This is a genomic window from Thermodesulfovibrio sp., assembly GCF_049969575.1.
GTDB lineage: Bacteria > Nitrospirota > Thermodesulfovibrionia > Thermodesulfovibrionales > Thermodesulfovibrionaceae > Thermodesulfovibrio > Thermodesulfovibrio obliviosus.
Genome location: NZ_JBMFOO010000023.1, coordinates 1 through 23,040 on the forward strand (window position 1 = coordinate 1; position 23,040 = coordinate 23,040).

Consider the following 23,040-nt stretch of genomic DNA (forward strand, 5'->3'; position numbering starts at 1 on the left):
GAGAAGGTGGAAGAACAGTAGGTGCAGGTGTAGTTACAGAGGTGCTGGAGTAAAATGGACCAAAAGATCAGAATAAAATTAAGAGCTTATGATCACAGAGTTCTGGATCAGTCTGTTAAAGAAATAGTGGATACGGTAAAGAGGACAGGTGCAAGGATTTCAGGTCCTGTGCCTTTACCAACAAAGATAAGCAGATACACGGTTTTAAGGTCAACGAATCAGGATAAAAAATCAAGAGAACAATTTGAAATAAGAGTGCATAAAAGATTAATAGATATACATGATCCCACCCCCGAGACAGTGGAAGCTCTTATGAAGTTGGAGCTTTCAGCAGGGGTAGATGTGGAGATAAAGCTATGAAAGGAATCTTAGGTAGAAAAGTAGGAATGACTCAAATATTTGATGAAGAAGGCAGGATTGTTCCTGTAACTGTAATAGAAGCAGGACCTTGCTGGGTTGTTCAGGTAAGAAGCAAGGACAAGGACGGTTATGAGGCAGTTCAGCTTGGTTTTAAGGAAGTAAAGAAAGAGAAAAATATACCAAAACCTTTGCTTGGAATTTTTAAAAAAGCAGGAGTTCCTCCTTGCAGAGTTTTAAAGGAATTTAAAATGGCAGGATTTAATGTGGGAGATAAAGTTACTGTAGAGATATTTTCAAAAGGTGATGTGGTAAGTGTTAGAGGAATTTCAAAAGGAAAAGGATTTCAAGGTGTTATGAAAAGGCATAACTTTGCAGGTGGTCCTGACAGTCATGGTTCTATGTTTAACAGGGCTCCTGGCTCTATTGGTGCAAGTTCTTTTCCTTCAAGAGTATGGAAAGGCAAAAGAATGGCTGGTCATATGGGAAATGAAAGAGTTACTGTGAAAAATTTAAAAATTGTTGATGTCATTCCGGAGCAGAATTTACTTCTTGTGAAAGGTGCTGTTCCGGGTGGTGAAAACGGAATATTAGAAATATGGAAGGTAGAGGCATGATGGAGATTGAGGTAAGAGATATCAATAACAACATAGTTGGAAAAAAGGAAGTTCCAGAGATTGTTTTTAATAATACTTCAGATGAATCTGTTGTTCATACAGCAGTAGTTGCCTATATGGCAAATCAAAGACAGGGTACGCACTCTACTAAAACAAGAGCTGAAGTCTCTGGTGGAGGAAGAAAGCCATGGAGGCAAAAACACACAGGAAGAGCAAGGCATGGTAGTATAAGATCACCTTTATGGAGAAAAGGTGGAATAGTTTTTGGTCCTAAGCCAAGGGATTACTATGTTCAGCTTCCAAAACAAATGAAAGATACGGCTTTATTTAAAGCTTTAACAATGAAATATAAAGACAATGAGATTTTGTTACTTGACAACTTAACTATTGATAAAATAAAAACCAGGGATATGGTAAAAATTTTAAAGAATTTGCAACTGGATGGGCATTCTGTTCTTATAGCTCTTCCAGAAAAAGATGAAAAAATACTTCTTTCAGCAAGGAATATTCCATATGTAGGCGTAGTAAGGGCAGAAGATCTCAATGCTTACCATGTGGCAATGTTTGACAGGGTGATATTTACTGTTGAGGGACTTGATAAGTTGCTTAGAATTAAGGGGGTTTGCTAATGAACATTTATGATGTAATAAAAAAACCTATTTTTACAGAAAAAGCTTTAAATCTTAAAGAAGGACAGAATAAAATCATTGTGGAAGTTCATACCGATGCGAACAAGGTTCAAATTAAGAGGGCTTTTGAAGAAATATTTAAGGTAAAAGTTGATAGCGTTGATGTTATTAATGTTAAACCTAAGTTAAAAAGAGTTGGGCTTCATTTTACAAGAACTAAGAAGATAAAAAAAGCGATAGTTACCCTGAAACCAGGGGAAAAATTAGATCTGATAGAGGGTGTATAAATGGCTATAAGAAGATGTAAACCAACATCAGCAGGTAGAAGATTTGTAACATATCCTGATTTTAGTGAGATAACCAGTCAAGAGCCCTATAAACCACTGACAATATGCATTAAAAAGACAAGAGGAAGAAACAATCAGGGCAGAATCACCTCATGGCTTAAAGGTGGAGGCAACAGAAAGCTTTATAGAATTATAGATTTTAAAAGAGACAAACACGGTGTTCCAGCAACAGTTGTAAGTATTGAATATGATCCCAATAGATCAGCCAGAATAGCTCTTTTGAAGTATGTGGATGGTGAATACAGATATATTCTTGCACCAGATGGATTAAATGTCGGAGATAAAATAATAAGTGGCTCAGGCGTTGATGTAAAAGTTGGTAATAGTTTGCCTCTTAAAGAAATACCACTTGGAACAATGATACATAATATTGAGCTTTATCCTGGTGGAGGGGGAAAACTTGTAAGAAGCGCAGGCACAGCAGCACAGCTTATGGCTAAAGAAGGTAAATATGCGCACATTAAGTTACCATCTGGAGAGGTAAGATTGATAAATATCAATTGTTTTGCAACAATAGGGCAGGTAAGTAATATTGATCATGAAAATGTAATAATCGGAAAAGCAGGAAGGATGAGGCACATGGGAAGACGTCCATCAGTCAGGGGTGTTGCAATGAATCCTGTTGATCATCCTCTTGGAGGTGGAGAGGGTAAATCTTCTGGAGGAAGGCCTGCATGCACACCATGGGGTAAACCTGAGGGAGTTAAAACGAGGAAAAATAAAAGAACTGATAAGTTTATAATAAAGAGGCGGAAGTAAAGGGGGTTAAAGGTGCCAAGATCGCTTAAAAAAGGTCCATTTGTTGATGCCAAACTGATGGAAAAGGTAAAAAAAGCACTGCAGACAGGAGATAAAAAGCCCATAAAGACATGGTCAAGAAGGTCTACAATTATTCCTGAGTTTATTGGTCTTACATTTGCGGTTCACAATGGCAAAAAGTTTATTCCTGTATATGTTACTGAAAATATGATTGGACATAAACTCGGAGAATTTGCTCCAACAAGAACTTTTAAAGGCCATGCAGGCTCTGAAGAAAAGAAAAAGGCTAAGGGGAAATAAAGATGGAAGCAAGGGCTATATTAAGATATGCTCGTATAACTCCAACTAAAGCAAGAAGAGTTATAAATTTAATTCGTGGTAGAAAAGCAGGTGAGGCTCTGTTGATGTTGAAATATATGCCTCACAGAGGTGCCAGAATAATTGAAAAGGTTTTAAGATCTGCATTGGCAAATGCTGAACAGAAAAATCCCAGAATAGATATAGATGCATTGAGAATACTGAAGGCATACGTTGATCAGGGTCCTATGATGAAGAGAATTGAGCATAGAGCTATGGGAAGAGCAAATATTATTAAAAAGAAAACTTCGCATATTACAATATATGTGGGTATTGAAGAAAACTAAAGCGGAGGTGTTTCTTTGGGTCAAAAAACAAATCCAATAGGTAACAGATTAGGAATAATAAGAACATGGGAAAGCAGATGGTTTGCTAAAAAAGAATATGGACAGCAGCTCATAGAGGATCTAAAACTTAGAAAAATGCTAAAAGAAAAGCTTTATCATGCTGGAGTATCCAGAATTGAGATAGAAAGAGTTGGAGAAAAAATAAAGGTTTTAATATTTGCGGCAAGACCTGGAATAATCATAGGTAAAAAAGGTGCAGAAGTTGAAAAACTAAAAAAGGAAGTTGAAGCAATAACAAATAAACAGGCAAATGTTGATGTTCAGGAGGTAAGGCGTCCAGAGCTTGATGCACAGCTTGTTGCGGAAAACATAGCTCTTCAGATAGAAAAAAGAGTTGCCTATAGGAGGGCAATGAAAAGAGCCGTAGCCTCTTCAATGAGGTTTGGTGCTAAAGGCATCAAGGTATCGTGTGCTGGAAGACTGGCTGGAGCAGAAATAGCAAGAACTGAATGGTATAGAGAAGGAAGAGTTCCTTTGAGCACTTTCAGGGCAGACATTGATTACGGTTTTGCAGAGGCAAGGACTACCTATGGAGTGATTGGTGTCAAGGTATGGATTTTTAAGGGTGAAGTTCAACCAGGGCAATATATAAAGCCATAACTATTAGAAACGGAGAGGAATAAATTATGTTAGCTCCAAAGAAAGTTAAATTTCGTAAAATGCAAAAAGGCAGAATGAAAGGTATTGCTTACAGAGGCAGCACAATCTCTTTTGGTGAATATGGTCTTAAGGCTTTAGAGCCAGCATGGATTACAGCAAGGCAGATTGAAGCAGCAAGAGTTGCTATAATGAGGCATGCTAAAAAGGGCTGCAAGCTCTGGATAAGAATTTTTCCTGACAAGCCAATTACTCGTAAACCTGCTGAAACAAGAATGGGTAAAGGAAAAGGTAATCCTGAATTTTGGGTTGCGGTGGTTAAACCAGGTAGAATTCTCTTTGAAATATCTGGAGTTCCAGAAGAAGTTGCAAAGGAAGCCTTTGAATTGGCATCGCATAAACTTCCAGTGAAGACCAAATTCGTAAAAAGGCAGGAGAGTTTTGTATGAAGACTGTAGAACTTAGAAATTTTTCAATAGAAGAGTTAAAGAAAAAAGAGCAGGAGTTACGCAAGGAGTTGTTTAATTTAAGATTTCAACTTGCAAAAGGTGAACTTCAGAATGTAAAAAGAATCAGGGCAGTAAAAAAAGATATTGCAAGGATTTTAACGATTATTACAGAGAAACAAAGAGGAATAAGGAGTTAGTAATATGCCAAAAAAGATATTAAAAGGCACAGTTGTAAGCGATAAAATGGATAAAACAGTGGTGGTTTCTGTGGAAAGAATTTTTCAGCATCCTCTTTACAAAAAAACTATTAAAACACGAAAGAAGTATAAAGCCCATGATGAAGAAAACAAGTGCAAACTTGGAGATATGGTGGAGATAATTGAATTTAGGCCAATAAGCAAAACAAAAAGATGGAAGGTTTTAAGAATTCTGAAGGAGGGTGATGCTCAATGATTCAACCAAGAAGTATTCTTGAGGTTGCTGATAATTCTGGTGCAAAAAGAGTGCAGTGCATAAGAGTTCTTGGAGGTTCAAATAGAAAGTATGCAACTCTGGGCGATATTATTGTTGTAAGTGTTAAAGAAGCTTTGCCAGATAGCAATATAAAAAAAGGTTCTGTTGTAAAGGCTGTTATTGTTAGATTGCGTAGATCTGTCAGGAGACCTGATGGTTCTTATATAAGATTTGATCAGAACGCGGTTGTGCTGGTAAATAATCAGCTTGAACCAATTGGCACAAGAATATTTGGTCCTGTTGCAAGGGAACTGAGATGGAAAGAATTTACAAAAATAGTTTCTCTTGCTCCAGAAGTTATTTAGGTGGAGGAATAAAGTGAGTTTAAGGATTAAGAAAGGGGATACAGTTTTAGTTTTATCAGGAAAAGATAAGGATAAAAAGGGAAGAGTCCTTAGGGTTATACCTAAGGACGAAAAAGTAGTGGTAGAGGGAGTTAATATTGTAAAAAAGCATCAGAAACCTTCGCGTAAGTATCCACAGGGTGGAATTATTGAAAGAGAGCATCCAATTCACATATCAAAGGTAATGCTCATGTGCCCAAAATGTGATAAACCTACTCGGATAGGTACAAGAATTTTAGAAGATGGTAGAAAACTGAGGATTTGTAAGAAATGCATGGAGGTTATTGACTGATGAATGCTGAAGCTAAAAAATATGTGCCTCGTCTTAAAGAAAAATATTACAAAGAAATAATTCCAGCATTAATGAAAAAGTTTAACTATAAAAATGTGATGCAGGCGCCTCGCCTTGATAAAATAATTGTCCATGTTACTTTGGGAGAGGCAATTCAGAATATAAAGCTTCTTGATGCTGCTGAAAAACAGCTTGCTTTAATAACAGGACAGAAACCTGTTATAACAAAGGCTAAAAGAGCGCTGGCAGCTTTTAAGCTTAAAAAAGGAATGCCTATAGGCTGCAAGGTTACATTAAGAAAAGACAGAATGTATGAATTTTTAGATAGATTAATTTCTCTTGCTTTACCAAGAATAAGGGATTTTAGAGGAATTTCACCAAAATCCTTTGATGGAAGAGGAAACTACTCTTTTGGAATTAAAGAACAGTTTATATTTCCTGAAATAGATTATGATAAAGTGGAGATGATACACGGACTTGATATAACCATATGCACAACAGCTAAGTCTGATGAAGAGGCTTTAGCATTATTGAAAGCCTTTGGAATGCCAATAAGATAAGGAGGAGCTGTGGCAAGAAAGAGTAAAATAGAAAGAGCAAAGTATCCACCAAAATTTAAGGTAAGAGCGAGAAATCGTTGTAAAATTTGCGGCAGACCCAGAGGATATCTGAGGGATTTTGGGCTTTGTAGAATTTGCTTTAGATTTTTAGCCAACTCAGGGAAAATCCCTGGAGTTGTAAAAGCAAGCTGGTAAGAGGTGGTAATTATGATGACAGATCCAATTGCTGACATGTTAACTCGTATTAGAAATGCAATAAAAGTAAAAGCAGACAAGGTAGATATCCCTGCTTCAAGGATGAAGATTGAAATCTCAAAGATACTTAAGGAAGAAGGGTTTATCAAATCTTACAAGATTATCAAGGATAAAAAGCAAGGCATAATAAGAATAAATTTGAAATATACGCCGGAGGGCGATTCAGTGATTTCAAATCTGCAGAGAATCAGTAAACCTGGAAGAAGAGTATATGTTAGTAAAGATGAAATTCCTCGTGTAATGGGAGGACTTGGTATAGCCATATTGACCACATCTCAGGGTGTTATGACTGATAAAGAGTGCCGACATAAAGGAGTCGGTGGAGAAGTAATATGTTATGTATGGTAAGAGGTGAAGGGATGTCAAAAATAGGAAGAAAACCAATTCAGATACCAGAAGGAGTGAACATAGCAGTAGAAAATAGAAAGGTCATTGTTAAAGGTCCAAAGGGTCAGTTAAGTTATGAACTACCTGATGGCATAGGGGTAACCTTAGATAGTAAAGCTATAATTGTTACAAGAGATTCCGATATTACTAAGCAAAAAGCCATGCACGGGCTTGTAAGGAGCTTGATATCAAATATGGTTACCGGTGTTTCTCAGGGGTTTTCAAAAACTCTTCAAATTTATGGTGTTGGTTATAGGGCTCAATTAAGTGGAAATAAACTCATACTCAATGTTGGATATTCTCACCCAGTGGAATTTCCTCTTCCAGAAGGTATTAAAGCTACTGTGGATGAGAAACAGACAACTATTACTCTGTATGGGATAGACAAACAGCTTGTTGGTCAGGTAGCTGCTAACCTGAGGGCTATTAGACCTCCAGATCCCTACAAGGGTAAAGGAATTAGATATGCTGATGAAGTTTTAAAACTAAAACCTGGAAAAACTGGAAAGAAATAAGGAGGTTCAGCATTGCGAGATAAAACTGAATTAAGAGAAAGAAGGCGCAGAAGAATCAGAAAGAAGGTTTTTGGAACTCCTGACAGACCAAGACTCTGTGTATTCAGAAGTCTCAATCATATATATGCGCAGATTATTGATGATACGCGTGGTCATACACTTGTATCAGCCTCCACATTAGATAAAGAATTAAGAGACTTGCCAGGTCATAAGGGTAATAAAGAATTTGCTGCAAAGGTAGGAGAACTGATTGCAGAAAGAGCCATTAAGGCTGGAATAACAAAGGTTGTTTTTGACAGGGCAGGTTATAAATATCATGGATGTGTTAAAGCTCTTGCAGATGCTGCAAGGCAGAAGGGATTACAATTTTAGGGAGGAGTAATGAAGCAGGGGAGAATAAATGCTCAGGAGCTGAATTTAAAAGATAAAGTAGTCTATATAAATAGAGTTGCCAAGGTTGTAAAGGGTGGAAGGCGCTTTTCCTTCAGTGCTCTCGTTGTAGTAGGAAATGAAGCAGGTATTGTTGGAGTTGGTAAAGGAAAAGCAGCAGAAGTTCCTGATGCAATAAGAAAGGCAATAGATAAGGCGAAAAAAAATCTCATAAGTTTTCCTTTGAAAGATACCACAATCCCGCATCGTGTGGAGTACAAATATGGTGCTACAAAGATAGTAATAAATCCTGCTCCAAAAGGAACTGGTATAATAGCTGGCGGTCCTGCAAGAGCAGTTTTTGAAGTTGCGGGAGTTCAGGATGTTGTTGCAAAGGTTCTTGGAAGCCATAATCCTTTTAATTCAGTTAAGGCAACAATAGGAGCATTAAATAGCCTAAAGGAACCTACTTCAGTAGCAAAACTCAGAGTAAAGCCTTCTGATACAGAAGAAAATCAAGTAGTTGAGGAGGAAAAAGTTTTATGAAAATAAATGAATTGAAACCAGCTCCAGGAAGCAAGAAAAGAGTTAAAAGAATTGGGAGAGGACTGGGTTCTGGACATGGTAGATATTCAACAAAGGGACTTAAAGGGCAGAAATCCCGTTCAGGAGGTGCTAAAGGAGCAGGATTTGAAGGTGGGCAGATGCCGCTTCAGAGAAGAGTTCCCAAAAGAGGTTTTTCAAATGCTCCTTTCCGGAAAGAATATGCAGTAGTAAATCTCAAAGATTTAAATAAAATTATTGATGAAGTTGATGTTATTACTCCAGAAATTCTTTTACAGAAAGGCATTGTGAAAAAATTAAAAGATGGCATAAAAATTCTTGCAGATGGCGAAATAAAAAAGCCTGTCACAATTAAAACTCATGCAATAAGCAAAGCAGCCCTTCAAAAAATTGAATCAATAGGTGGTAAGGTAGAGGTTATATAGTGGGACTTGTAACAGCCTTTAGAAATATTCTCAAAATACCAGAATTAAGGGCAAGAGTTTTATTTACTCTTGCTATGCTTGCTGTATTTAGAATTGGAGCTCATATACCAACACCAGGCATAGATGGTGAAGCGTTGAGCAAGTTTTTGCTTGAGCGTGGTGGAGCGGTTATGGGATTTTTTGACATTTTCACAGGTGGAGCTCTCTCAAAGGTTACTATCTTTGCACTTGGGGTAATGCCTTATATAAGTGCATCAATTATTTTTCAGCTTTTGACTGTTGTTATTCCTTCTTTACAGAGACTTGCAAAGGAAGGAGAAGAAGGTAGAAAAAAGATAACAAGATACACTCGGTATGCAACAGTGCTGATTGCTGCAATTCAAGGGTTTGGAATAGCTATAGGTCTTGAAGGCATGGGTGGTGGACAATTTATTCAGGAGCCTGGGTGGTCATTCAGAATAATAACAATGATAACTCTCACTGCAGGAACAGCTTTTCTCATGTGGCTTGGAGAACAAATAACTGAAAGGGGTATTGGTAATGGCATTTCATTGATAATATTTGCAGGAATTGTTGCAAGATTTCCAAATGCCTGTTTTTATACATACAATCTTGTTAGGACAGGAGAACTATCAATATTTTTCCTTTTAATTCTGGTTGCTGTTATGGTTGGTGTAGTAGCAGGAATAATATTTATTGAAAGAGGACAGAGAAGGATTCCGATTCAATATGCAAAAAGAGTTGTTGGAAGAAAGATGTATGGTGGATATACCACATATCTTCCATTGAAGATTAATTCGGCAGGAGTTATTCCACCGATTTTTGCTTCATCAGTATTGATGTTTCCAGCTACCGTAGCAGGATTTATAGCTGTTCCATGGGTTCAGGCACTGGCAAAACAGCTTTCTCCAGGAAGCCTTCTTCATATCATACTTTACATTGGTTTGATAATCTTTTTTACATATTTTTACACAGCTGTAATTTACAATCCAGTTGAAATTGCTGAAAATCTTCAGAAAAATGGAGGATATATTACAGGAGTAAGACCTGGTCAGAAAACATCTGAATATATTTATCGTGTTCTTTCACGCCTTACATTCATCGGTGCTCTTTATTTAAGTGCTGTTTGTGTCCTGCCAGAAATTCTTATTGCCAAATTTAAAGTTCCTTTTTATTTTGGTGGAACTTCCCTTCTTATAGCAGTTGGCGTGGCTCTTGATACAGTTTCTCAAATTGAAACTCACATGATAAGCAGATCTTACGAGGGATTCTTCAAAAAATTCAGAATAAAAGGTAGGAAGGACTAATCAAGTAGTGATCATATTAAAAAGTCCTGAAGAGATAAAAAAAATGCGACAGTCCTGTCGGATAGTGGCAAAAGTTCTTGAAGAGCTTAAAACATATATAAAAGAAGGATTAACAACAAAACAGATAGAGCAATTTATTGAAAATTTGATAATTAAAATGGGAGGAATTCCTGCATTTAAAGGTTACAGAGGTTATCCTGCTAGTGCATGTATTTCAATAAATGAGCAGGTTGTTCATGGAATACCATCAGAAAAAGTTTTTGTTAAAGAAGGAGATATTGTGAGCGTTGATGTAGGAGTTTTGTATGAAAGCTTTTACGGGGATGCTGCATATACCTATCCTGTTGGTAAAATTTCAGATGAAGCTCAGAGGTTACTAAAGGTTACTGAAGAAGCTTTATATAAAGGAATTGCTGAAGCAAGGGTTGGCAATAGAATTGGTGATATATCAAGTGCAATTCAAAGACATGTTGAATCCAATGGATTTTCTGTTGTGCGAGCATTTGTAGGTCATGGGATAGGGAGGTCTCTTCATGAAGAACCTCAGATTCCAAATTTTGGTACAAAGGGAGTTGGTCCAAAACTGAAAAAAGGCATGACCCTTGCTATTGAACCCATGGTGAATGCAGGAACCTATGGAGTAAAAATTCTCTCAGATGGATGGACAACTGTTACTGAGGATGGTTCTCTTTCAGCTCACTTTGAGCATACTATTGCAGTTACTGATAATGAACCAGAAATCTTGACTAAATTATAAAAATATAGATATATTAACAAGTTATATGCCGAAAGAAGAACATATAGAAATGCAAGGAACCATTGAGGAGGCCTTACCCAATGCCATGTTTAGAGTAAGGCTTGAAAATGGACATGTTATACTCGCATATGTGTCTGGAAAGATGAGAATGCATTTTATAAAAATTTTGCCAGGAGATAAAGTTCTGGTTGAAATATCTCCCTATGACCTTACCAAAGGTAGAATAATTTATAGATTTAAATAGGAGGTGTTAATTGAAAGTAAGAGCCTCAGTAAAAAAGATTTGCTCAAAGTGTAAGATAATTAAGAGAAAAGGAGTTATTAGAGTTATTTGTGAAAATCCAAAGCATAAACAAAGACAGGGATAAGAAAGGAGTAAAGTATGGCAAGAATAGCAGGCGTTGATATACCAAAAAATGAAAGAGTTGAAATAGGACTGACAAGAATTTTCGGCATAGGTAGAAGCTTGTCAAATAGAATATTGAAAGAAACAGGAGTGGATCCCGACAAAAGAGTAAAAGACCTTACAGATGAAGAAATAGTAAAGATAAGAAGTGAAATAGAGAGAAATTACAAGGTTGAAGGTGAGCTCAGAAAAGAAATATCCATGAATATCAAAAGACTGATGGATATAGGCTGTTATAGAGGATTAAGACACATGGCTAATTTACCTGTAAGAGGACAGAGAACAAGAACAAATGCAAGAACTCGTAAAGGTCCAAGAAGAAAGCTCATGAAGAAAAAATAAAAAATAAAAATATAAAGGAGGTTATATAAATTAATGGCACAGAAAAGAAAGGGCATAAAAAAAGTTAAAAAAAATATCCCACATGGCATAGCACATGTGCAAACAACATTTAACAATACAATAATAACTATTACAGATCAGAATGGCAATGTAGTAGCATGGGCTTCTGCAGGAAGTTGCGGCTTTAAGGGTTCAAGAAAAGGAACTCCTTATGCAGCTCAGATAGCAGCAGAGACAGTTGCAAAGAGAGTTATAGATATGGGAATGAAACAGATAGATGTTTTTATTAAAGGTCCTGGAGCAGGAAGAGAAACTGCAATAAGAGCTCTACAGGCAGCAGGGCTTGAAATTAATTTAATTAAAGATGTAACACCTGTGCCCCATAACGGGTGCAGACCTCCAAAAAGAAGGAGGGTTTAAAAATGGCAAGATATACAGGTCCGCTTTGTAGGCTTTGCAGAAGAGAAGGTATGAAACTGTTTCTAAAAGGTACAAGATGCTATACAGAAAAATGTGCTTTTGAAAGAAGGAAATATCCTCCTGGACAGCATGGACATAACAGGGGGAAACTCTCAGATTATGGCTTACAGTTAAGAGAAAAACAGAAAGTCAAGAGAATTTATGGTGTTATGGAAAGGCAGTTTAAGAACTACTTTGAAAAAGCCACAAAAATGAAGGGTGTAACTGGTGAAAATCTATTGAAACTTCTTGAAAGAAGGCTTGACAATGTGGTTTACAGGATGGGATTTGCTCAGAACAGAAGACAGGCAAGGCAGTTAGTAAAGCATGGATATTTTTTGGTTAATGGCAGAAAAGTTGATATTCCATCTTATCTGGTAAGACCTGGAGATATAATTGAAATTATCCCATCAGGTAAAGAATTAGAAATCATTAAAGAAAGTTTTATTTTGGCTGAGCAAAGAGGATTCCCTGAATGGGTAGAAGTGAATACTGAAGAAATGAAGGGTAAATTTTTGAGACTTCCCGAAAGAGATGAAATACAGCTTCCAGTGCAAGAACAATTAATTGTTGAGTTTTATTCAAAATAATTTATAGTGAAAATTGGGAGGCAGTAAATGAGTTTATATAAAGAATTTCAAATGCCAAAAAAAGTTGAGTTTGAACAGGAAAGTTTAACTGATACATATGGAAAGCTTATAATAGAGCCTCTTGAGAGAGGATATGGAATAACACTTGGGAATTCATTAAGAAGGGTATTGCTTTCTTCTCTTGAAGGAGCAGCAGTTTATGCCATAAAAATAAATGGTGTTTTACATGAATTCAGTTCAATAAAAGGAGTAAAGGAAGACATACTGGATATTGTTTTGAATGTTAAAAAATTAAGATTTAAATACTATTCTCAGAGTGCTGATAAAAAAATAGCTACTATTAATGTAAAAGGTCCGGCTGAAGTTACTGCAGAAGCTATTCAAACAGATGGAACATATGAAATTTTGAATAAATCTCAGTATATTTGCTCTCTTGATCAGGATGCTTCACTGGAAATGACGCTTTATTTAACAAAAGGTAGGGGATATGTTCCTTCAGAGGCAATTAAAGATGAGGATTTGCCCGTAGATGCGATTACTATTGATGCTATATTCAGTCCTATTAAAAAGGTCAATTTTAGAGTGGAAAAGACCAGAGTTGGAGAACTCACAGATTATGATAGATTGATTTTAGAGATCTGGACTGATGGAAGTATGACGCCTGAGAGAGCAATCAGCGAGGCTTCTAATATACTCATCAATCATTTTGAATATCTAAGGTTTTTCAAAGAATCTGAAGTTCAAAATAACAAGTCAGAAGAGGGTGTTACTAACATAGAAGAAGATTTAACCTTTGATACATTAAATGAAAATATTTTTAAGCCAATTGAAGATCTTGAATTATCTGTTAGAGCATATAATTGTTTAAAGAGTGCAGGAATCAATACAATTGCTGAACTTGTTCAGAAAAATGAAAATGAACTACTGAAAACTAAAAATTTTGGTAAACGTTCACTTGAGGAAATAAAGGAAGTATTGAACACATTGGGTTTAAAGCTTGGAATGAGAATAAATCAAGAATTACTTGAAAAATTTAAGGAAAAAGTTCAGAGGGGGTAATGGATGAGGCATAGAGTTGATGGAAGACATTTTGGAAGAACTGCCAATCAGCGGAAGGCTCTTTTAAGGGGATTGTTAGCCTCTCTTATTAAGTATGAAAGAATTGAAACCACTGTAGCAAAAGCAAAAGCTGTTAAAGAGCTTGCTGATAGACTTGTTACCTTTGGGAAAAAGGGAGATCTGCACTCAAGAAGGCTTGCACTTAGTTATTTACCAGATAAAGAGTTAATAAGAAAGCTTTTTACAGAAATTGCTCCTCGTTTTCGAGACCGAAACGGTGGATATGTAAGAGTTGTAAGAACAGGATTTAGAATAAAAGACAGCGCGCCAATGGCTATTCTGGAATTTGTAGATTATAAGAAACCTGAAAAGCAAGAGAAAAAATCAGAATAGTAGAGCTTGAAAATTTGACATAACTTAGCAAAATCTGATATTTTTAAAATAATTCCTGGGTAGCTCAGCAGGCAGAGCGGGTGGCTGTTAACCACTTGGTCGGGGGTTCGAATCCCTCCCCAGGAGTTTAAATTTTTATAAAAAAGAAATCAATGGAGGAATAGATGCCAAGAGCAAAAGGTGGATTTAAAACAAGAAGGTATCATAAGAAAATTCTTTCAATGGCTAAAGGCTACTACAGTGCCAGACATCGTTCATATAAAGTGGCTGCCAAAGCAGTAGAAAAGGCATTAGAGCACGCATATAAAGACAGGAGACTTAAAAAAAGAGACTTCAGAGCACTCTGGATTACAAGAATAAATGCTGCAGCGAGAATGTTTGGATTAACTTACAGTCAATTCATCAATGGATTGAAAAAAGCTAATATTTCACTTAACAGAAAAGCTCTTGCTCAGATTGCTTACAATGATATAAATGCCTTTGGAGCATTAGTTGAAAAAGTAAAACCTTTTGTAAAAGCAGCATAAATGCAAGACCCTTTAGCGCAAGCCTTTGTTAAAGAAATAAATGAGATTAGCTCTGCTGTTGAACTTGTTAATCTAAAAGCAAAATACATTGGTAAAAAAGGTATAATTACAGAAAAAATTAAAAATTTAGGCAAACTTCCTCCTGAAGAAAGGAAATTACAGGGAAAGACTCTTAATGAACTTAAAAATTTTATTGAACAAACCATTAAAAATAAAGAAGAAGAAATCAGACAAAAAGAAATATCAGAAGCTTTAAAAAAAGAATTCATTGACATTACCCTTCCAGGCAAGGATTTTTATTTTGGTGGAAGTCATCCTGTAAACAAAACTCTTATTGAAATCATAGATATTTTCAAAGAACTCGGATTTACTGTTGAAGAAGGTCCTGAAGTAGAGCTTGATTACTATAACTTTGAAGCATTAAACATTCCAAAAGAGCATCCTGCCAGAGACATGCAGGATACCTTTTATATAAGCGAAGATGTTGTTTTAAGAACTCACACTTCACCTGTTCAGGTGAGGGTAATGGAGAAGAAAAATCCACCACTTAGATTTATTTCTCCTGGAAAGGTTTATCGCTGTGACTCTGATGTAACGCATACTCCAATGTTTCATCAGGTTGAGGGTCTGATGGTTGATGAGAATATTTCTTTTTCCCATTTAAAAGGTGTTCTTGTTTATTTTTTAAGAAGACTTTTTGGAAACATTCCTGTGAGATTTAGACCAAGCTTTTTTCCTTTTACAGAACCATCAACTGAAGTAGACATTGGCTGTATTATTTGTGGTGGAAGTGGATGCAGAGTTTGTAAAGCAACAGGATGGCTTGAAGTTCTTGGTGCTGGAATGGTTCATCCAAATGTATTCAGATTTGCAGGATATCCTGAAGGAAAATACACAGGTTTTGCCTTTGGAATGGGCGTGGAAAGACTTACAATGCTTAAATACGGGATAGATGATATAAGATTATTCTTTGAAAATGACATAAGATTTTTGAGGCAATTCTGATGAAAGTTTTATTTAGCTGGTTAAAAGAATACATTGAAGGAGAGATAGAATTAAAGAGAGTTGCTGAGTCCCTTACAATGGCAGGGCTTGAAGTAGGAGCAATTGAGGATTTTCAAGGCGATGCAGTTGTTGATTTAGAAATAACACCAAATAGAGCAGACTGTCTCAGCCTTATTGGAATAGCAAGAGAGATTAAAGCAATACTCGGATTAAAACTCAAAAAGCCATCGTTTAAAATTCAAAAAGAATTAAAAGAGACAAATTTTAAGATTTCGATTGCAAATTCAGAACTCTGCTATAGATATGCAGGAAGAATTGTAAAGGGGGTTAAAGTTTCTTCATCTCCAGAATGGCTTAAAAAAAGGCTTGAAGCCTCAGGCATACGCTCAATAAATAATGTGGTTGATGTAACTAACTATGTTTTGCTTGAGTATGGGCATCCCCTTCATGCCTTTGATCTTGATCTCATTGAAGGTGCGCAAATCAGAGTAGGAACTCCACGAGATTTTGGTATGACTGAAGTAGAGATTACCACTCTTGATGGAGTAAAAAGAAAACTTGACTGTCATGACCTTTTAATATGGGATGCAGTAAAACCCGTTGCGATTGCAGGAATTATGGGTGGTGCAAATACTGAGGTTACTGATAAAACAGTCAATGTTCTTCTTGAGAGCGCTTATTTTAAACCTGAAAGAATAAGAAAGACATCAAAAAAACTCGGACTTTCAACAGAAGCCTCTTATAGATTTGAAAGGGGTACTGACATTGAAGCTCTTAAAGAAGCTCTTGACAGGGCAGCTTTTTTAATTCAGCAGTTTGCAGGCGGTGAAATTTACGAAGCAATAGATGTATATCCCAAAAAAATTCCATATAAAAATATTGCTTTCAATACAGAAAAGATATGTAAATTTATTGGTGTAAATCTTTCAGAGGAAGAAATTTTAAGAATTCTTGAACTTCTTGAAATACAACTTGAAAAAAAAGACAGTTTTTATATTGCTAAAATTCCGTCTCACAGACAGGACATATCAATTGAAGAAGACATTGCTGAGGAAGTAGCAAGAATTTACGGTTATGACAGAATCCCTGCAGAGTTACCTCAGGCATTTAAATATGTTGAAGAAAATTATGAACTTACAAAAAAGAGAAAATTTTTAGATCTTATAAGAAATTACATGATTTCTCTTGGCTTTAGCGAGGCTGTTAATTTTAGCTTTATGTCTGCCGATGATCTTGATTTATTTGAAATTCCACAGAATGACAGAAGAAGAAAATTTATCTGCCTTCTTAATCCTTTAAGGCAGGAAGAATCAGTAATGCGAACAATGCTTTTTCCAGGGCTTTTGAAGAATACTGAAAAAAACACTGCCCGTGGCATAGAAAATTTAAAGCTTTTTGAAATAGGAAGAGTATTTATAGCTCAGCAGAGTGCTTCTCTTCCTGAAGAACCTGTCCATCTTGCCGTAATAACAAAGAAAGAGGATTTTAAATCTCCTTTTAAAGACGACCCTTATGATTTTTATGCTCTGAAGGGTTTGATTGACGGAGTTTTCAGGTATTTCAAAATAAACAATGTTCAATATATCAGGTCTAAAGAAACATTTTTACATCCTGGACAATCAGCGGATATTTTTGTAAAGGACGAAAAAATTGGATTCATTGGAGTGCTTTCTCCAAGGGTTTTATCAAAACTTGATTTTAAGACAAAGCCTTACATATGTATAACAGAACTTGATCTTGATAAGTTGTTCTCATTCGTTAAAACAGAAGTAAAGTATAAACCTTTTTCCACATATCCTCCAGTTAAGAGAGATGTAGCATTAATACTGCCAGCTGATTTTGAATCTCAGAAAATATTTGAGCTTATAAAATCCTTTGATAGCGAACTTATTGAAGACGCTTTTATTTTTGACGTATATCAGGGGAAGGGCATTCCGGAAGGTCATAAAAGTATAGCTTTTCGAATTATCTATAGAGCCTTTGATAGAACACTAACCGCAGAAGAAGTTGACGAACTTCACACTAAATTGGTTGAAAAAATTATTGCTCATACAGGAGCGATCCTCAGAGATGGATAAAACTCCTTTTGCTATTGTCTTTATGAAGCGCTACAGTGATTTGTTTTCGAGGTATTATTTAGAAATTTATTGTTAAATTTAAATATATGTTAAAATAATTTAGATGAATTTTAAAAAAAACTCAAACTCTTTTTTTTATTACTTTTAATTTTCATTGCCGCATTATTTATTGTCTTTTTATCCAGACCTTCCATCAAAGATAAATACAAAATAGAGAAAAGAAAAATGGTAAAGTCTGTTTATGCTTCAGGCTTTATCGACTCTTCAGACAGTTTAGCTATCAAAACTGAAGTTTCAGGTTATGTTAAAAAAATAATGGTTAAAGAAGGGCAGGAGGTTAAAAAGGGGCAGCTACTTTTAATTATATCAAATGAAACACTTATGGAAAATTTAAAAGATTTAGATGCTCAAATTGCCTTAGTGAAAGAGAGATTGGCACCAAATTCGGATTTTAAGAAAGATTTACTTCACAATATTGAGATAAAAAAAGCAATTTTTGAAAATGTTGAGAAAAATTTTATAAGAAGAAAAGCTTTATATGAAGAAGAACTAATTTCAAAAGAAAAATTTGAAGAAATTAAAAGAGAATATGAAGTTGCAAAAAGGGACTATGAAAGGCAGATTAACCAATATAACGATGCGATTAAAAACTTAAATTATCAATTAGAAAGTCTCAACGCTAAGAGAAAAGCACTTAAATCCGAGATTGATAAATACTACATTAAATCTCCAATTAGTGGTAAAATTTTAAGAAAATTTGTTAATGAAGGCGAGTATGTCAATCCTCTGCAACAGAACAGTGCTTTATTTTCTGTGGGAAACGAGAAAAATCTTGAAACAGTGCTTTTTGTAGATGAGGAATATATTCCCAAGGTTAAAACTGGAATGAAAGTTTATATTACTCTTGATTCTTATCCCGGAGAGATTTTTGAGGGTAGAATAAAGAGCCTTGAGAGTCAATCTGATAGAGCTACAAGGACAGTTAAGGTAAAGGCTGATGTTAACTATGGAAAGCCAGTTTTTTTTGGCTTAACTGTGGAGGCAAATATAATAATAGATGAAATTGAAGGAATTTTTATCCCAGAGAAAGCTTACCAGAACGGTTACGTAGAGGTTTTAGATGGCAATAGAGTGAAAAAAATAAAAGTAAAGGTTTCTCCAGAAAAATACAATGGTTATCTTCTTGTTATAGAAGGTTTAGAAGAAAACCAGGAGTTAGTAATAAGATGAAACATATTGTTTTTGTTACTTTAAAGTTACTTTTTGAAAGAAAAAGGCAAACCATCGTAGCTATAGTAGGAGTTTCTATTGGAGTGGGAATTTTTATTGCAATGGCTTCACTTATGAATGGTTTTCAAAAATATTTTATTGAGCAGGCCTTAGATGTAAATGCCCATATAACCTTAAAAGTAAAAGATGAATTTGATAAAGAAAAAATACTCAAGAAGGTTTATGGAGATAACTCATACTTTAAAGTTTATGGAGCAAAACCCAAGGAGTTGAAGGATAAAATTGTAGATTATAAGTTTTTAATAGAAAAATATAAAAAGGATAAAGAAATAATAGGTATTGCACCTCATCTTACAGGACAGGGAATTGTAAAGTATGGAACTGTTGATAAATCAGCATCTCTTATCGGGATAGATCCTGTAATGGAAAGAAAAGCTTCTGTTATTGATAAGTTCGTTTTAAACAAAAAACTTGACATGCTAATCTCTGACAAAGACAGCATTATTATGGGCAAGCTCCTTGCAAGAGATCTTGGAGTTGATGAAGTAGGTAAAAAGGTGATTATAACATCATCTTATGGAATTACCCATCTTTTTAAGGTTGTTGATTTTTTTGAATCTGGTATTACCATGCTTGACCAAACAAGAATATATATGAATTTGAAAACCCTACAAACCATTCTCAATAAACCTAATGAAGTCAATGAAATAATTTTTAAAATAAAGGATGTTTATCGTGCGAATGAAATTGCTGACAGGATAAATAGGGAAACTGGTTATTATACAGAAAGCTGGCAGAAAGCATTCAGGAATTTTTTACAACTTTTCAAAATCCAAAACTACATTACCTACATGATTGTTTTTGCTATTCTTGTGGTCTCTGCTTTTGGAATTTTTAATATTATAATGATGACAGTCCTTGAAAAGAAAAGGGATATAGCAATACTCAAGGCATTGGGTTATGAAAATATTGATATAATAAAAATATTTGTTTTTCATGGAATAATCATTGGTTTTCTTGGAGCAATACTTGGATGTCTATTAGGTTATGCTTTGCAGGAATTTCTTGCTTCTGTGAATGTTAGTGTAGAAGGCTTAGTAAAAACAAAAGGATTTGCCCTCGACAGAAACCCTCTGTATTTTCTCTATGGAATTTTATTTGCTTTTACTTTTTCAACTTTAGCAGCATTTTATCCTTCCTATAAAGCTTCAAAACTTAATCCTGTTGATATTTTCAGGAGCAGTGTTTGAGTAGCATTATTCAACTTAAGAATGTTAATAAAAAAATAAAAGATGAAACAATACTCAAAGATATCAATTTATCTGTAAATAAAGGAGAATTCATAAGCATAGTTGGACCATCAGGATCAGGTAAAAGTTCTCTTCTGTATATAATCGGACTTTTAGACACACCAAGCGAGGGTGAAGTATTCGTTGAAAAACAAAAAATAGATTTCGAAGAAAAAAATAAAATTGCTCATTTAAGAAATATGAAGTTTGGATTCATCTTTCAATTTCATTATCTTGTCGGAGAATTTACTTTGCTTGAGAATGTTATGGTTCCCATGTTAAAAGCAGGAAAGACAAAAAAGGAAGCTACGGAAAAAGCCTATTCGCTTCTTAAAAAGTTAGGGCTCAATGGAAAGGAGAAAAGAAAGCCTTTTCAGATTTCAGGAGGAGAGCAGCAGAGAGTAGCAATTGCAAGAGCTCTTGCAAATGACCCAATTGTAATAATAGCTGATGAGCCTACTGGTAATTTGGATTCAAAGAATACGGCTATTGTTATGGATATTTTCTGCAAGTTACATCTTGAAGGCAGGACAGTAATCATGGTAACTCATGAGATAGAACTGACTGAAAAGGCAGAAAGAATTATTAAAATGTTGGATGGTAAAATTGTAGAAGATATTGAGCTAAGTAAAAAAAATGTTAAGCTTAAGCATGATTATAAAAATGTTGGAGACTGATTTTTATTATTTTTACATGCGGGGAAGTAGAATTTAAAAAATTAAACAGAATTGCAGAAATATACTTTAATTTAGCACCTTGACTTTTTTATTAATTTTATGTTTTTAATCTAAAAATAAAAATTCTGGAGGAAATCATTGAAAGAGTTTCACATCATAAGCACAGGCAATTCTCTTTTAACAAATGCTCAAAAGGCTGGAGTTTTTCCTGAAAGAAAAACTTCTGAAGAAGATTACTGGAGGAGCTTGCTTGAGAATCCTCAGGAAATTAACAGCCTTGTAGAGTTTCTTAAAAGCGCGCCTTATAAGCATTCTGCAGAAATGAATACATTTTTAAGAATTACGCAAGGTAAACCGAAGGAGCTCATAGAAGTTTATTTATTTGGCACAAAGACAGCATCAAATGAACTTTGCAGGGTTGCAATTGAAAAATTTTTAAAAGACTCAGGATATGCAATTTATACTCCCTATGAAATAAGTGGATACTTCTGGGAAGCAAAATACTATGATCCATCCTATGCTCTTGACAGATTTAAACTTGGTATATCAGAGCTTGTTGACAGATTAATTTATATTGCGAAGAAAAAACAGAAAGAAAACTATAAAGTATTTTTCAACCCCACAGGTGGACTAAAGGCTCATGTAATTGCTACTGCTCTTGTAGGAATTATTACGGATTGTGAAATCTATTACATGAATGAAGAGTTTCATGAAGTAGTATTTTTACCAAAACTATTTTATATTCCAAAAGGAAAGGAGCTGGAACTTCTCAAAAAATTATCCAGTAAAAGAGTTGTTCGATATGAAGAGTATGAAATCTTAGAAAAGGAATACTCTGAAGAAATTGAAAGACTTGAAATTTACGGCCTAATTGGAAGACTCCCTGATGAGTTCCAAAAGACTCTGTGGATAACTAATAAAGGACTTTTATTTATTCATGAACAATCATGATTTATTAAAAATTTTAAGAATGTTGCGGAAAAACTATGTTAAATATTCCGAATTTTTACCTGGAGAAGGCGATTTTCACGGAAGAAATTTCATTAAAAAAATATTTTTAAAATATGGAAAAATTTAAAGAAATCCTTGTTTGTGTTATAGGTGGAATTCCTCAAATTATTACAGAGACTCTTTATGCTTTATCACAAAGCACTCCGCCAGTAAACATTGAGGAAATGTATATAATTACCACATCAACAGGAAAAAAGCAGATTGAAAATGCATTGATTGAAAAAGGAATTCTAAAACAGTTTCTCACTGAATATGACCTTCCTCAAATTGAGATAAAGCCTTCCTCAATTATTGTAATAAAAGATAAAGATGGCAATGAAATTGATGACATAAGAGATTCTTCCCAGAGTGAGGCAACAGCGGATACAATTATCTCTTTAATAAGAGAACTTACAACAGATAATTCAGTAAGGCTTCACTGCTGTCTTGCAGGTGGAAGAAAAACAATGAGTTTTTATCTTGGCTCTGCACTTCAACTTTTTGGTAGAAGCTGGGATAAACTCTATCATGTTTTGGTAAGCCCTGAATTTGAATCACACCCTGAGTTTTTCTATAAACCAAAACAGGCAAGATTTATAAAATGCAGGCTTGCTAATGGAACAGTGCAAGAAATAAGCACAGAAAAAGCAAAAATTGAAATTATGGAACTTCCTTTTATAAAATTTTCAGGAAAAATTCAGCTTCATGGAAAAAACTTTAAAGAACTTATACAAGAGACTCAATCAGAAATTGATCTTGTCCTCACTCAACCTGAAATAATCCTTTATATAAAAGATAGAAAAATTGAAATTGCTGGAGTTTCATTTACCATGAGTCCTATTTTAATTACTCTTTATGCCACATTTTTACAACAGAAAATTTTATGTCCAAAGGATGCTCTTTGCGGTAGTTGCACTGATTGCTATGTATCCTTAGGGCAGATTACTGAGGAGCCTTTTGCAAAAGAGTTTGCCAAATTTTATTCAAAAACTTATAATCCTGTAAACATTGCAGAAGAGGAAATAATAGAGTATGTTAAAAAGAAACTGAATCTCTATACCTTAAGAACTTACATAAGTAAGATAAATAGAGAAATCTCTAAGGCATTAAATGACGAGGCTACACCATGTAAAATTAAGTCTGTCAGAAAATATGGTGCAACAATCTATGGAATTGCCGTTGACAAAACAAAAATAAAAATCAATTGAAATATTGCAGCAACATTGTTTTTTAGTATAATTTAACAAT

At 34.9% G+C, this 23,040-nt stretch carries 37 protein-coding genes and 1 tRNA gene; all 38 read left to right on the forward strand.

What is annotated here, in order from left to right:
• Nucleotides 1-54: 54 nt before the first annotated feature.
• The 38 genes from rpsJ (at nt 55) to csm6 (ending at nt 23,000) form a co-directional block, all read left to right on the forward strand.
• Entirely contained in the window at nt 55-360 is a 306-nt protein-coding gene (rpsJ, locus tag ACP5O9_RS06360; RefSeq protein WP_353683997.1) for a 30S ribosomal protein S10, read from the forward strand.
• Nucleotides 357-974, forward strand: coding sequence for a 50S ribosomal protein L3 (gene rplC / locus ACP5O9_RS06365; RefSeq protein ID WP_424905298.1), 618 nt, complete (start codon nt 357-359; stop codon nt 972-974). The genes rpsJ and rplC overlap by 4 nt, the downstream gene beginning before the upstream one ends.
• Entirely contained in the window at nt 971-1,603 is a 633-nt protein-coding gene (gene rplD, locus ACP5O9_RS06370) for a 50S ribosomal protein L4 (RefSeq protein WP_353685983.1), read from the forward strand. Before rplC ends, rplD begins: the two co-directional genes overlap by 4 nt.
• Complete coding sequence (gene rplW, locus ACP5O9_RS06375) at nt 1,603-1,890, forward strand: 50S ribosomal protein L23 (protein ID WP_353685982.1); 288 nt, start codon at nt 1,603-1,605, stop codon at nt 1,888-1,890. Before rplD ends, rplW begins: the two co-directional genes overlap by 1 nt.
• Nucleotides 1,891-2,709, forward strand: coding sequence for a 50S ribosomal protein L2 (rplB, locus tag ACP5O9_RS06380; protein ID WP_353685981.1), 819 nt, complete (start codon nt 1,891-1,893; stop codon nt 2,707-2,709).
• A 12-nt stretch (nt 2,710-2,721) separates the two neighbouring features.
• The gene (gene rpsS / locus ACP5O9_RS06385) at nt 2,722-3,009 is read left to right on the forward strand and encodes a 30S ribosomal protein S19 (protein ID WP_353685980.1); all 288 of its coding nucleotides are present in this window, start codon (nt 2,722-2,724) and stop codon (nt 3,007-3,009) included.
• A gap of 2 nt (nt 3,010-3,011) precedes the next feature.
• Nucleotides 3,012-3,353 (forward strand): 50S ribosomal protein L22, encoded by a 342-nt coding sequence (rplV, locus tag ACP5O9_RS06390; protein WP_353685979.1) that lies wholly within the window; start codon nt 3,012-3,014, stop codon nt 3,351-3,353.
• A 15-nt stretch (nt 3,354-3,368) separates the two neighbouring features.
• The gene (rpsC, locus tag ACP5O9_RS06395; RefSeq protein ID WP_353685978.1) at nt 3,369-4,013 is read left to right on the forward strand and encodes a 30S ribosomal protein S3; all 645 of its coding nucleotides are present in this window, start codon (nt 3,369-3,371) and stop codon (nt 4,011-4,013) included.
• Nucleotides 4,014-4,039: 26 nt separating this feature from the next.
• The gene (rplP, locus tag ACP5O9_RS06400) at nt 4,040-4,459 is read left to right on the forward strand and encodes a 50S ribosomal protein L16 (RefSeq protein ID WP_353685977.1); all 420 of its coding nucleotides are present in this window, start codon (nt 4,040-4,042) and stop codon (nt 4,457-4,459) included.
• Entirely contained in the window at nt 4,456-4,656 is a 201-nt protein-coding gene (gene rpmC, locus ACP5O9_RS06405) for a 50S ribosomal protein L29 (protein WP_353685976.1), read from the forward strand. The genes rplP and rpmC overlap by 4 nt, the downstream gene beginning before the upstream one ends.
• A 4-nt stretch (nt 4,657-4,660) precedes the next feature.
• Nucleotides 4,661-4,912, forward strand: a complete 252-nt coding sequence (gene rpsQ, locus ACP5O9_RS06410; RefSeq protein WP_353685975.1) for a 30S ribosomal protein S17 — start codon at nt 4,661-4,663, stop codon at nt 4,910-4,912.
• Nucleotides 4,909-5,277, forward strand: coding sequence for a 50S ribosomal protein L14 (gene rplN, locus ACP5O9_RS06415; RefSeq protein WP_353685974.1), 369 nt, complete (start codon nt 4,909-4,911; stop codon nt 5,275-5,277). The genes rpsQ and rplN overlap by 4 nt, the downstream gene beginning before the upstream one ends.
• Before the next feature lie 13 nt (nt 5,278-5,290).
• Nucleotides 5,291-5,608 carry a 50S ribosomal protein L24 gene (gene rplX / locus ACP5O9_RS06420; protein WP_353685973.1) on the forward strand — a complete coding sequence of 106 codons (318 nt, stop codon included), beginning with the start codon at nt 5,291-5,293 and terminating at the stop codon, nt 5,606-5,608.
• Nucleotides 5,608-6,168 (forward strand): 50S ribosomal protein L5, encoded by a 561-nt coding sequence (rplE, locus tag ACP5O9_RS06425; protein WP_353685972.1) that lies wholly within the window; start codon nt 5,608-5,610, stop codon nt 6,166-6,168. The genes rplX and rplE overlap by 1 nt, the downstream gene beginning before the upstream one ends.
• 9 nt (nt 6,169-6,177) lie before the next feature.
• Nucleotides 6,178-6,363: a type Z 30S ribosomal protein S14 gene (locus ACP5O9_RS06430; RefSeq protein ID WP_353685971.1), complete on the forward strand. Its 186-nt coding sequence runs from the start codon at nt 6,178-6,180 to the stop codon at nt 6,361-6,363.
• A 12-nt stretch (nt 6,364-6,375) separates the two neighbouring features.
• Nucleotides 6,376-6,771: a 30S ribosomal protein S8 gene (rpsH, locus tag ACP5O9_RS06435; RefSeq protein WP_353685970.1), complete on the forward strand. Its 396-nt coding sequence runs from the start codon at nt 6,376-6,378 to the stop codon at nt 6,769-6,771.
• 11 nt (nt 6,772-6,782) lie between these two features.
• Nucleotides 6,783-7,325: a 50S ribosomal protein L6 gene (rplF, locus tag ACP5O9_RS06440; RefSeq protein ID WP_353685969.1), complete on the forward strand. Its 543-nt coding sequence runs from the start codon at nt 6,783-6,785 to the stop codon at nt 7,323-7,325.
• 12 nt (nt 7,326-7,337) lie between these two features.
• Nucleotides 7,338-7,697 (forward strand): 50S ribosomal protein L18, encoded by a 360-nt coding sequence (rplR, locus tag ACP5O9_RS06445; RefSeq protein WP_353685968.1) that lies wholly within the window; start codon nt 7,338-7,340, stop codon nt 7,695-7,697.
• A 9-nt stretch (nt 7,698-7,706) separates the two neighbouring features.
• The gene (rpsE, locus tag ACP5O9_RS06450; protein ID WP_353685967.1) at nt 7,707-8,240 is read left to right on the forward strand and encodes a 30S ribosomal protein S5; all 534 of its coding nucleotides are present in this window, start codon (nt 7,707-7,709) and stop codon (nt 8,238-8,240) included.
• Nucleotides 8,237-8,683 carry a 50S ribosomal protein L15 gene (gene rplO / locus ACP5O9_RS06455; protein WP_424905302.1) on the forward strand — a complete coding sequence of 149 codons (447 nt, stop codon included), beginning with the start codon at nt 8,237-8,239 and terminating at the stop codon, nt 8,681-8,683. Before rpsE ends, rplO begins: the two co-directional genes overlap by 4 nt.
• The gene (gene secY / locus ACP5O9_RS06460; protein WP_353685965.1) at nt 8,683-9,990 is read left to right on the forward strand and encodes a preprotein translocase subunit SecY; all 1,308 of its coding nucleotides are present in this window, start codon (nt 8,683-8,685) and stop codon (nt 9,988-9,990) included. The genes rplO and secY overlap by 1 nt, the downstream gene beginning before the upstream one ends.
• A 7-nt stretch (nt 9,991-9,997) precedes the next feature.
• A complete protein-coding gene (gene map / locus ACP5O9_RS06465) occupies nt 9,998-10,747 on the forward strand; it encodes a type I methionyl aminopeptidase (RefSeq protein ID WP_428723658.1) in 750 nt (249 codons plus the stop codon).
• A 25-nt stretch (nt 10,748-10,772) separates the two neighbouring features.
• The gene (infA, locus tag ACP5O9_RS06470) at nt 10,773-10,991 is read left to right on the forward strand and encodes a translation initiation factor IF-1 (RefSeq protein WP_353684017.1); all 219 of its coding nucleotides are present in this window, start codon (nt 10,773-10,775) and stop codon (nt 10,989-10,991) included.
• A gap of 10 nt (nt 10,992-11,001) precedes the next feature.
• Nucleotides 11,002-11,115 (forward strand): 50S ribosomal protein L36, encoded by a 114-nt coding sequence (gene rpmJ / locus ACP5O9_RS06475; protein ID WP_353684018.1) that lies wholly within the window; start codon nt 11,002-11,004, stop codon nt 11,113-11,115.
• Nucleotides 11,116-11,129: 14 nt separating this feature from the next.
• Nucleotides 11,130-11,495: a 30S ribosomal protein S13 gene (gene rpsM / locus ACP5O9_RS06480; RefSeq protein WP_353685963.1), complete on the forward strand. Its 366-nt coding sequence runs from the start codon at nt 11,130-11,132 to the stop codon at nt 11,493-11,495.
• Between the two features lie 33 nt (nt 11,496-11,528).
• Nucleotides 11,529-11,915 (forward strand): 30S ribosomal protein S11, encoded by a 387-nt coding sequence (gene rpsK, locus ACP5O9_RS06485; protein ID WP_353685962.1) that lies wholly within the window; start codon nt 11,529-11,531, stop codon nt 11,913-11,915.
• A 2-nt stretch (nt 11,916-11,917) separates the two neighbouring features.
• Nucleotides 11,918-12,544: a 30S ribosomal protein S4 gene (rpsD, locus tag ACP5O9_RS06490; protein ID WP_428723659.1), complete on the forward strand. Its 627-nt coding sequence runs from the start codon at nt 11,918-11,920 to the stop codon at nt 12,542-12,544.
• Nucleotides 12,545-12,571: 27 nt separating this feature from the next.
• On the forward strand, nt 12,572-13,603 hold the full coding sequence (locus tag ACP5O9_RS06495) for a DNA-directed RNA polymerase subunit alpha (RefSeq protein ID WP_353685960.1): 1,032 nt from the start codon (nt 12,572-12,574) through the stop codon (nt 13,601-13,603).
• Nucleotides 13,604-13,606: 3 nt separating this feature from the next.
• Complete coding sequence (gene rplQ, locus ACP5O9_RS06500; RefSeq protein WP_353685959.1) at nt 13,607-13,996, forward strand: 50S ribosomal protein L17; 390 nt, start codon at nt 13,607-13,609, stop codon at nt 13,994-13,996.
• A gap of 53 nt (nt 13,997-14,049) precedes the next feature.
• A tRNA-Asn gene (locus ACP5O9_RS06505) sits at nt 14,050-14,122 on the forward strand.
• A 38-nt stretch (nt 14,123-14,160) separates the two neighbouring features.
• Nucleotides 14,161-14,523, forward strand: coding sequence for a 50S ribosomal protein L20 (rplT, locus tag ACP5O9_RS06510; RefSeq protein ID WP_353685958.1), 363 nt, complete (start codon nt 14,161-14,163; stop codon nt 14,521-14,523).
• Nucleotides 14,524-15,528, forward strand: a complete 1,005-nt coding sequence (pheS, locus tag ACP5O9_RS06515; protein ID WP_428723660.1) for a phenylalanine--tRNA ligase subunit alpha — start codon at nt 14,524-14,526, stop codon at nt 15,526-15,528.
• Entirely contained in the window at nt 15,528-17,606 is a 2,079-nt protein-coding gene (gene pheT, locus ACP5O9_RS06520; protein ID WP_353685956.1) for a phenylalanine--tRNA ligase subunit beta, read from the forward strand. The genes pheS and pheT overlap by 1 nt, the downstream gene beginning before the upstream one ends.
• A gap of 225 nt (nt 17,607-17,831) precedes the next feature.
• Nucleotides 17,832-18,836 carry an efflux RND transporter periplasmic adaptor subunit gene (locus ACP5O9_RS06525; RefSeq protein ID WP_353685955.1) on the forward strand — a complete coding sequence of 335 codons (1,005 nt, stop codon included), beginning with the start codon at nt 17,832-17,834 and terminating at the stop codon, nt 18,834-18,836.
• Nucleotides 18,833-20,086: an ABC transporter permease gene (locus ACP5O9_RS06530; protein ID WP_424905305.1), complete on the forward strand. Its 1,254-nt coding sequence runs from the start codon at nt 18,833-18,835 to the stop codon at nt 20,084-20,086. Before ACP5O9_RS06525 ends, ACP5O9_RS06530 begins: the two co-directional genes overlap by 4 nt.
• A complete protein-coding gene (locus tag ACP5O9_RS06535) occupies nt 20,083-20,802 on the forward strand; it encodes an ABC transporter ATP-binding protein (protein WP_428723661.1) in 720 nt (239 codons plus the stop codon). Before ACP5O9_RS06530 ends, ACP5O9_RS06535 begins: the two co-directional genes overlap by 4 nt.
• A gap of 138 nt (nt 20,803-20,940) precedes the next feature.
• Nucleotides 20,941-21,753: a putative CRISPR-associated protein gene (locus ACP5O9_RS06540; protein ID WP_428723662.1), complete on the forward strand. Its 813-nt coding sequence runs from the start codon at nt 20,941-20,943 to the stop codon at nt 21,751-21,753.
• Between the two features lie 113 nt (nt 21,754-21,866).
• Nucleotides 21,867-23,000: a CRISPR-associated ring nuclease Csm6 gene (csm6, locus tag ACP5O9_RS06545; protein WP_428723663.1), complete on the forward strand. Its 1,134-nt coding sequence runs from the start codon at nt 21,867-21,869 to the stop codon at nt 22,998-23,000.
• The last annotated feature ends 40 nt before the right edge of the window (nt 23,001-23,040 follow it).

Coding starts and splice junctions, on each gene's coding strand:
- rpsH (WP_353685970.1), top strand. CDS start 6,376: ATGATGACAGATCCAATTGCTGACATGTTAACTCGTATTAGAAATGCA.
- rplQ (WP_353685959.1), top strand. CDS start 13,607: ATGAGGCATAGAGTTGATGGAAGACATTTTGGAAGAACTGCCAATCAG.
- rplN (WP_353685974.1), top strand. CDS start 4,909: ATGATTCAACCAAGAAGTATTCTTGAGGTTGCTGATAATTCTGGTGCA.
- rpmC (WP_353685976.1), top strand. CDS start 4,456: ATGAAGACTGTAGAACTTAGAAATTTTTCAATAGAAGAGTTAAAGAAA.
- rpsD (WP_428723659.1), top strand. CDS start 11,918: ATGGCAAGATATACAGGTCCGCTTTGTAGGCTTTGCAGAAGAGAAGGT.
- rplO (WP_424905302.1), top strand. CDS start 8,237: ATGAAAATAAATGAATTGAAACCAGCTCCAGGAAGCAAGAAAAGAGTT.
- ACP5O9_RS06530 (WP_424905305.1), top strand. CDS start 18,833: ATGAAACATATTGTTTTTGTTACTTTAAAGTTACTTTTTGAAAGAAAA.
- pheS (WP_428723660.1), top strand. CDS start 14,524: ATGCAAGACCCTTTAGCGCAAGCCTTTGTTAAAGAAATAAATGAGATT.
- rplC (WP_424905298.1), top strand. CDS start 357: ATGAAAGGAATCTTAGGTAGAAAAGTAGGAATGACTCAAATATTTGAT.
- rpsM (WP_353685963.1), top strand. CDS start 11,130: ATGGCAAGAATAGCAGGCGTTGATATACCAAAAAATGAAAGAGTTGAA.
- rpsK (WP_353685962.1), top strand. CDS start 11,529: ATGGCACAGAAAAGAAAGGGCATAAAAAAAGTTAAAAAAAATATCCCA.
- rpsJ (WP_353683997.1), top strand. CDS start 55: ATGGACCAAAAGATCAGAATAAAATTAAGAGCTTATGATCACAGAGTT.
- rpsE (WP_353685967.1), top strand. CDS start 7,707: ATGAAGCAGGGGAGAATAAATGCTCAGGAGCTGAATTTAAAAGATAAA.
- rplB (WP_353685981.1), top strand. CDS start 1,891: ATGGCTATAAGAAGATGTAAACCAACATCAGCAGGTAGAAGATTTGTA.
- rplP (WP_353685977.1), top strand. CDS start 4,040: ATGTTAGCTCCAAAGAAAGTTAAATTTCGTAAAATGCAAAAAGGCAGA.
- ACP5O9_RS06525 (WP_353685955.1), top strand. CDS start 17,832: ATGGTAAAGTCTGTTTATGCTTCAGGCTTTATCGACTCTTCAGACAGT.
- ACP5O9_RS06495 (WP_353685960.1), top strand. CDS start 12,572: ATGAGTTTATATAAAGAATTTCAAATGCCAAAAAAAGTTGAGTTTGAA.
- csm6 (WP_428723663.1), top strand. CDS start 21,867: ATGGAAAAATTTAAAGAAATCCTTGTTTGTGTTATAGGTGGAATTCCT.
- rplD (WP_353685983.1), top strand. CDS start 971: ATGATGGAGATTGAGGTAAGAGATATCAATAACAACATAGTTGGAAAA.
- rplV (WP_353685979.1), top strand. CDS start 3,012: ATGGAAGCAAGGGCTATATTAAGATATGCTCGTATAACTCCAACTAAA.
- rplE (WP_353685972.1), top strand. CDS start 5,608: ATGAATGCTGAAGCTAAAAAATATGTGCCTCGTCTTAAAGAAAAATAT.
- pheT (WP_353685956.1), top strand. CDS start 15,528: ATGAAAGTTTTATTTAGCTGGTTAAAAGAATACATTGAAGGAGAGATA.
- rpsQ (WP_353685975.1), top strand. CDS start 4,661: ATGCCAAAAAAGATATTAAAAGGCACAGTTGTAAGCGATAAAATGGAT.
- rplT (WP_353685958.1), top strand. CDS start 14,161: ATGCCAAGAGCAAAAGGTGGATTTAAAACAAGAAGGTATCATAAGAAA.
- rplF (WP_353685969.1), top strand. CDS start 6,783: ATGTCAAAAATAGGAAGAAAACCAATTCAGATACCAGAAGGAGTGAAC.
- rplW (WP_353685982.1), top strand. CDS start 1,603: ATGAACATTTATGATGTAATAAAAAAACCTATTTTTACAGAAAAAGCT.
- infA (WP_353684017.1), top strand. CDS start 10,773: ATGCCGAAAGAAGAACATATAGAAATGCAAGGAACCATTGAGGAGGCC.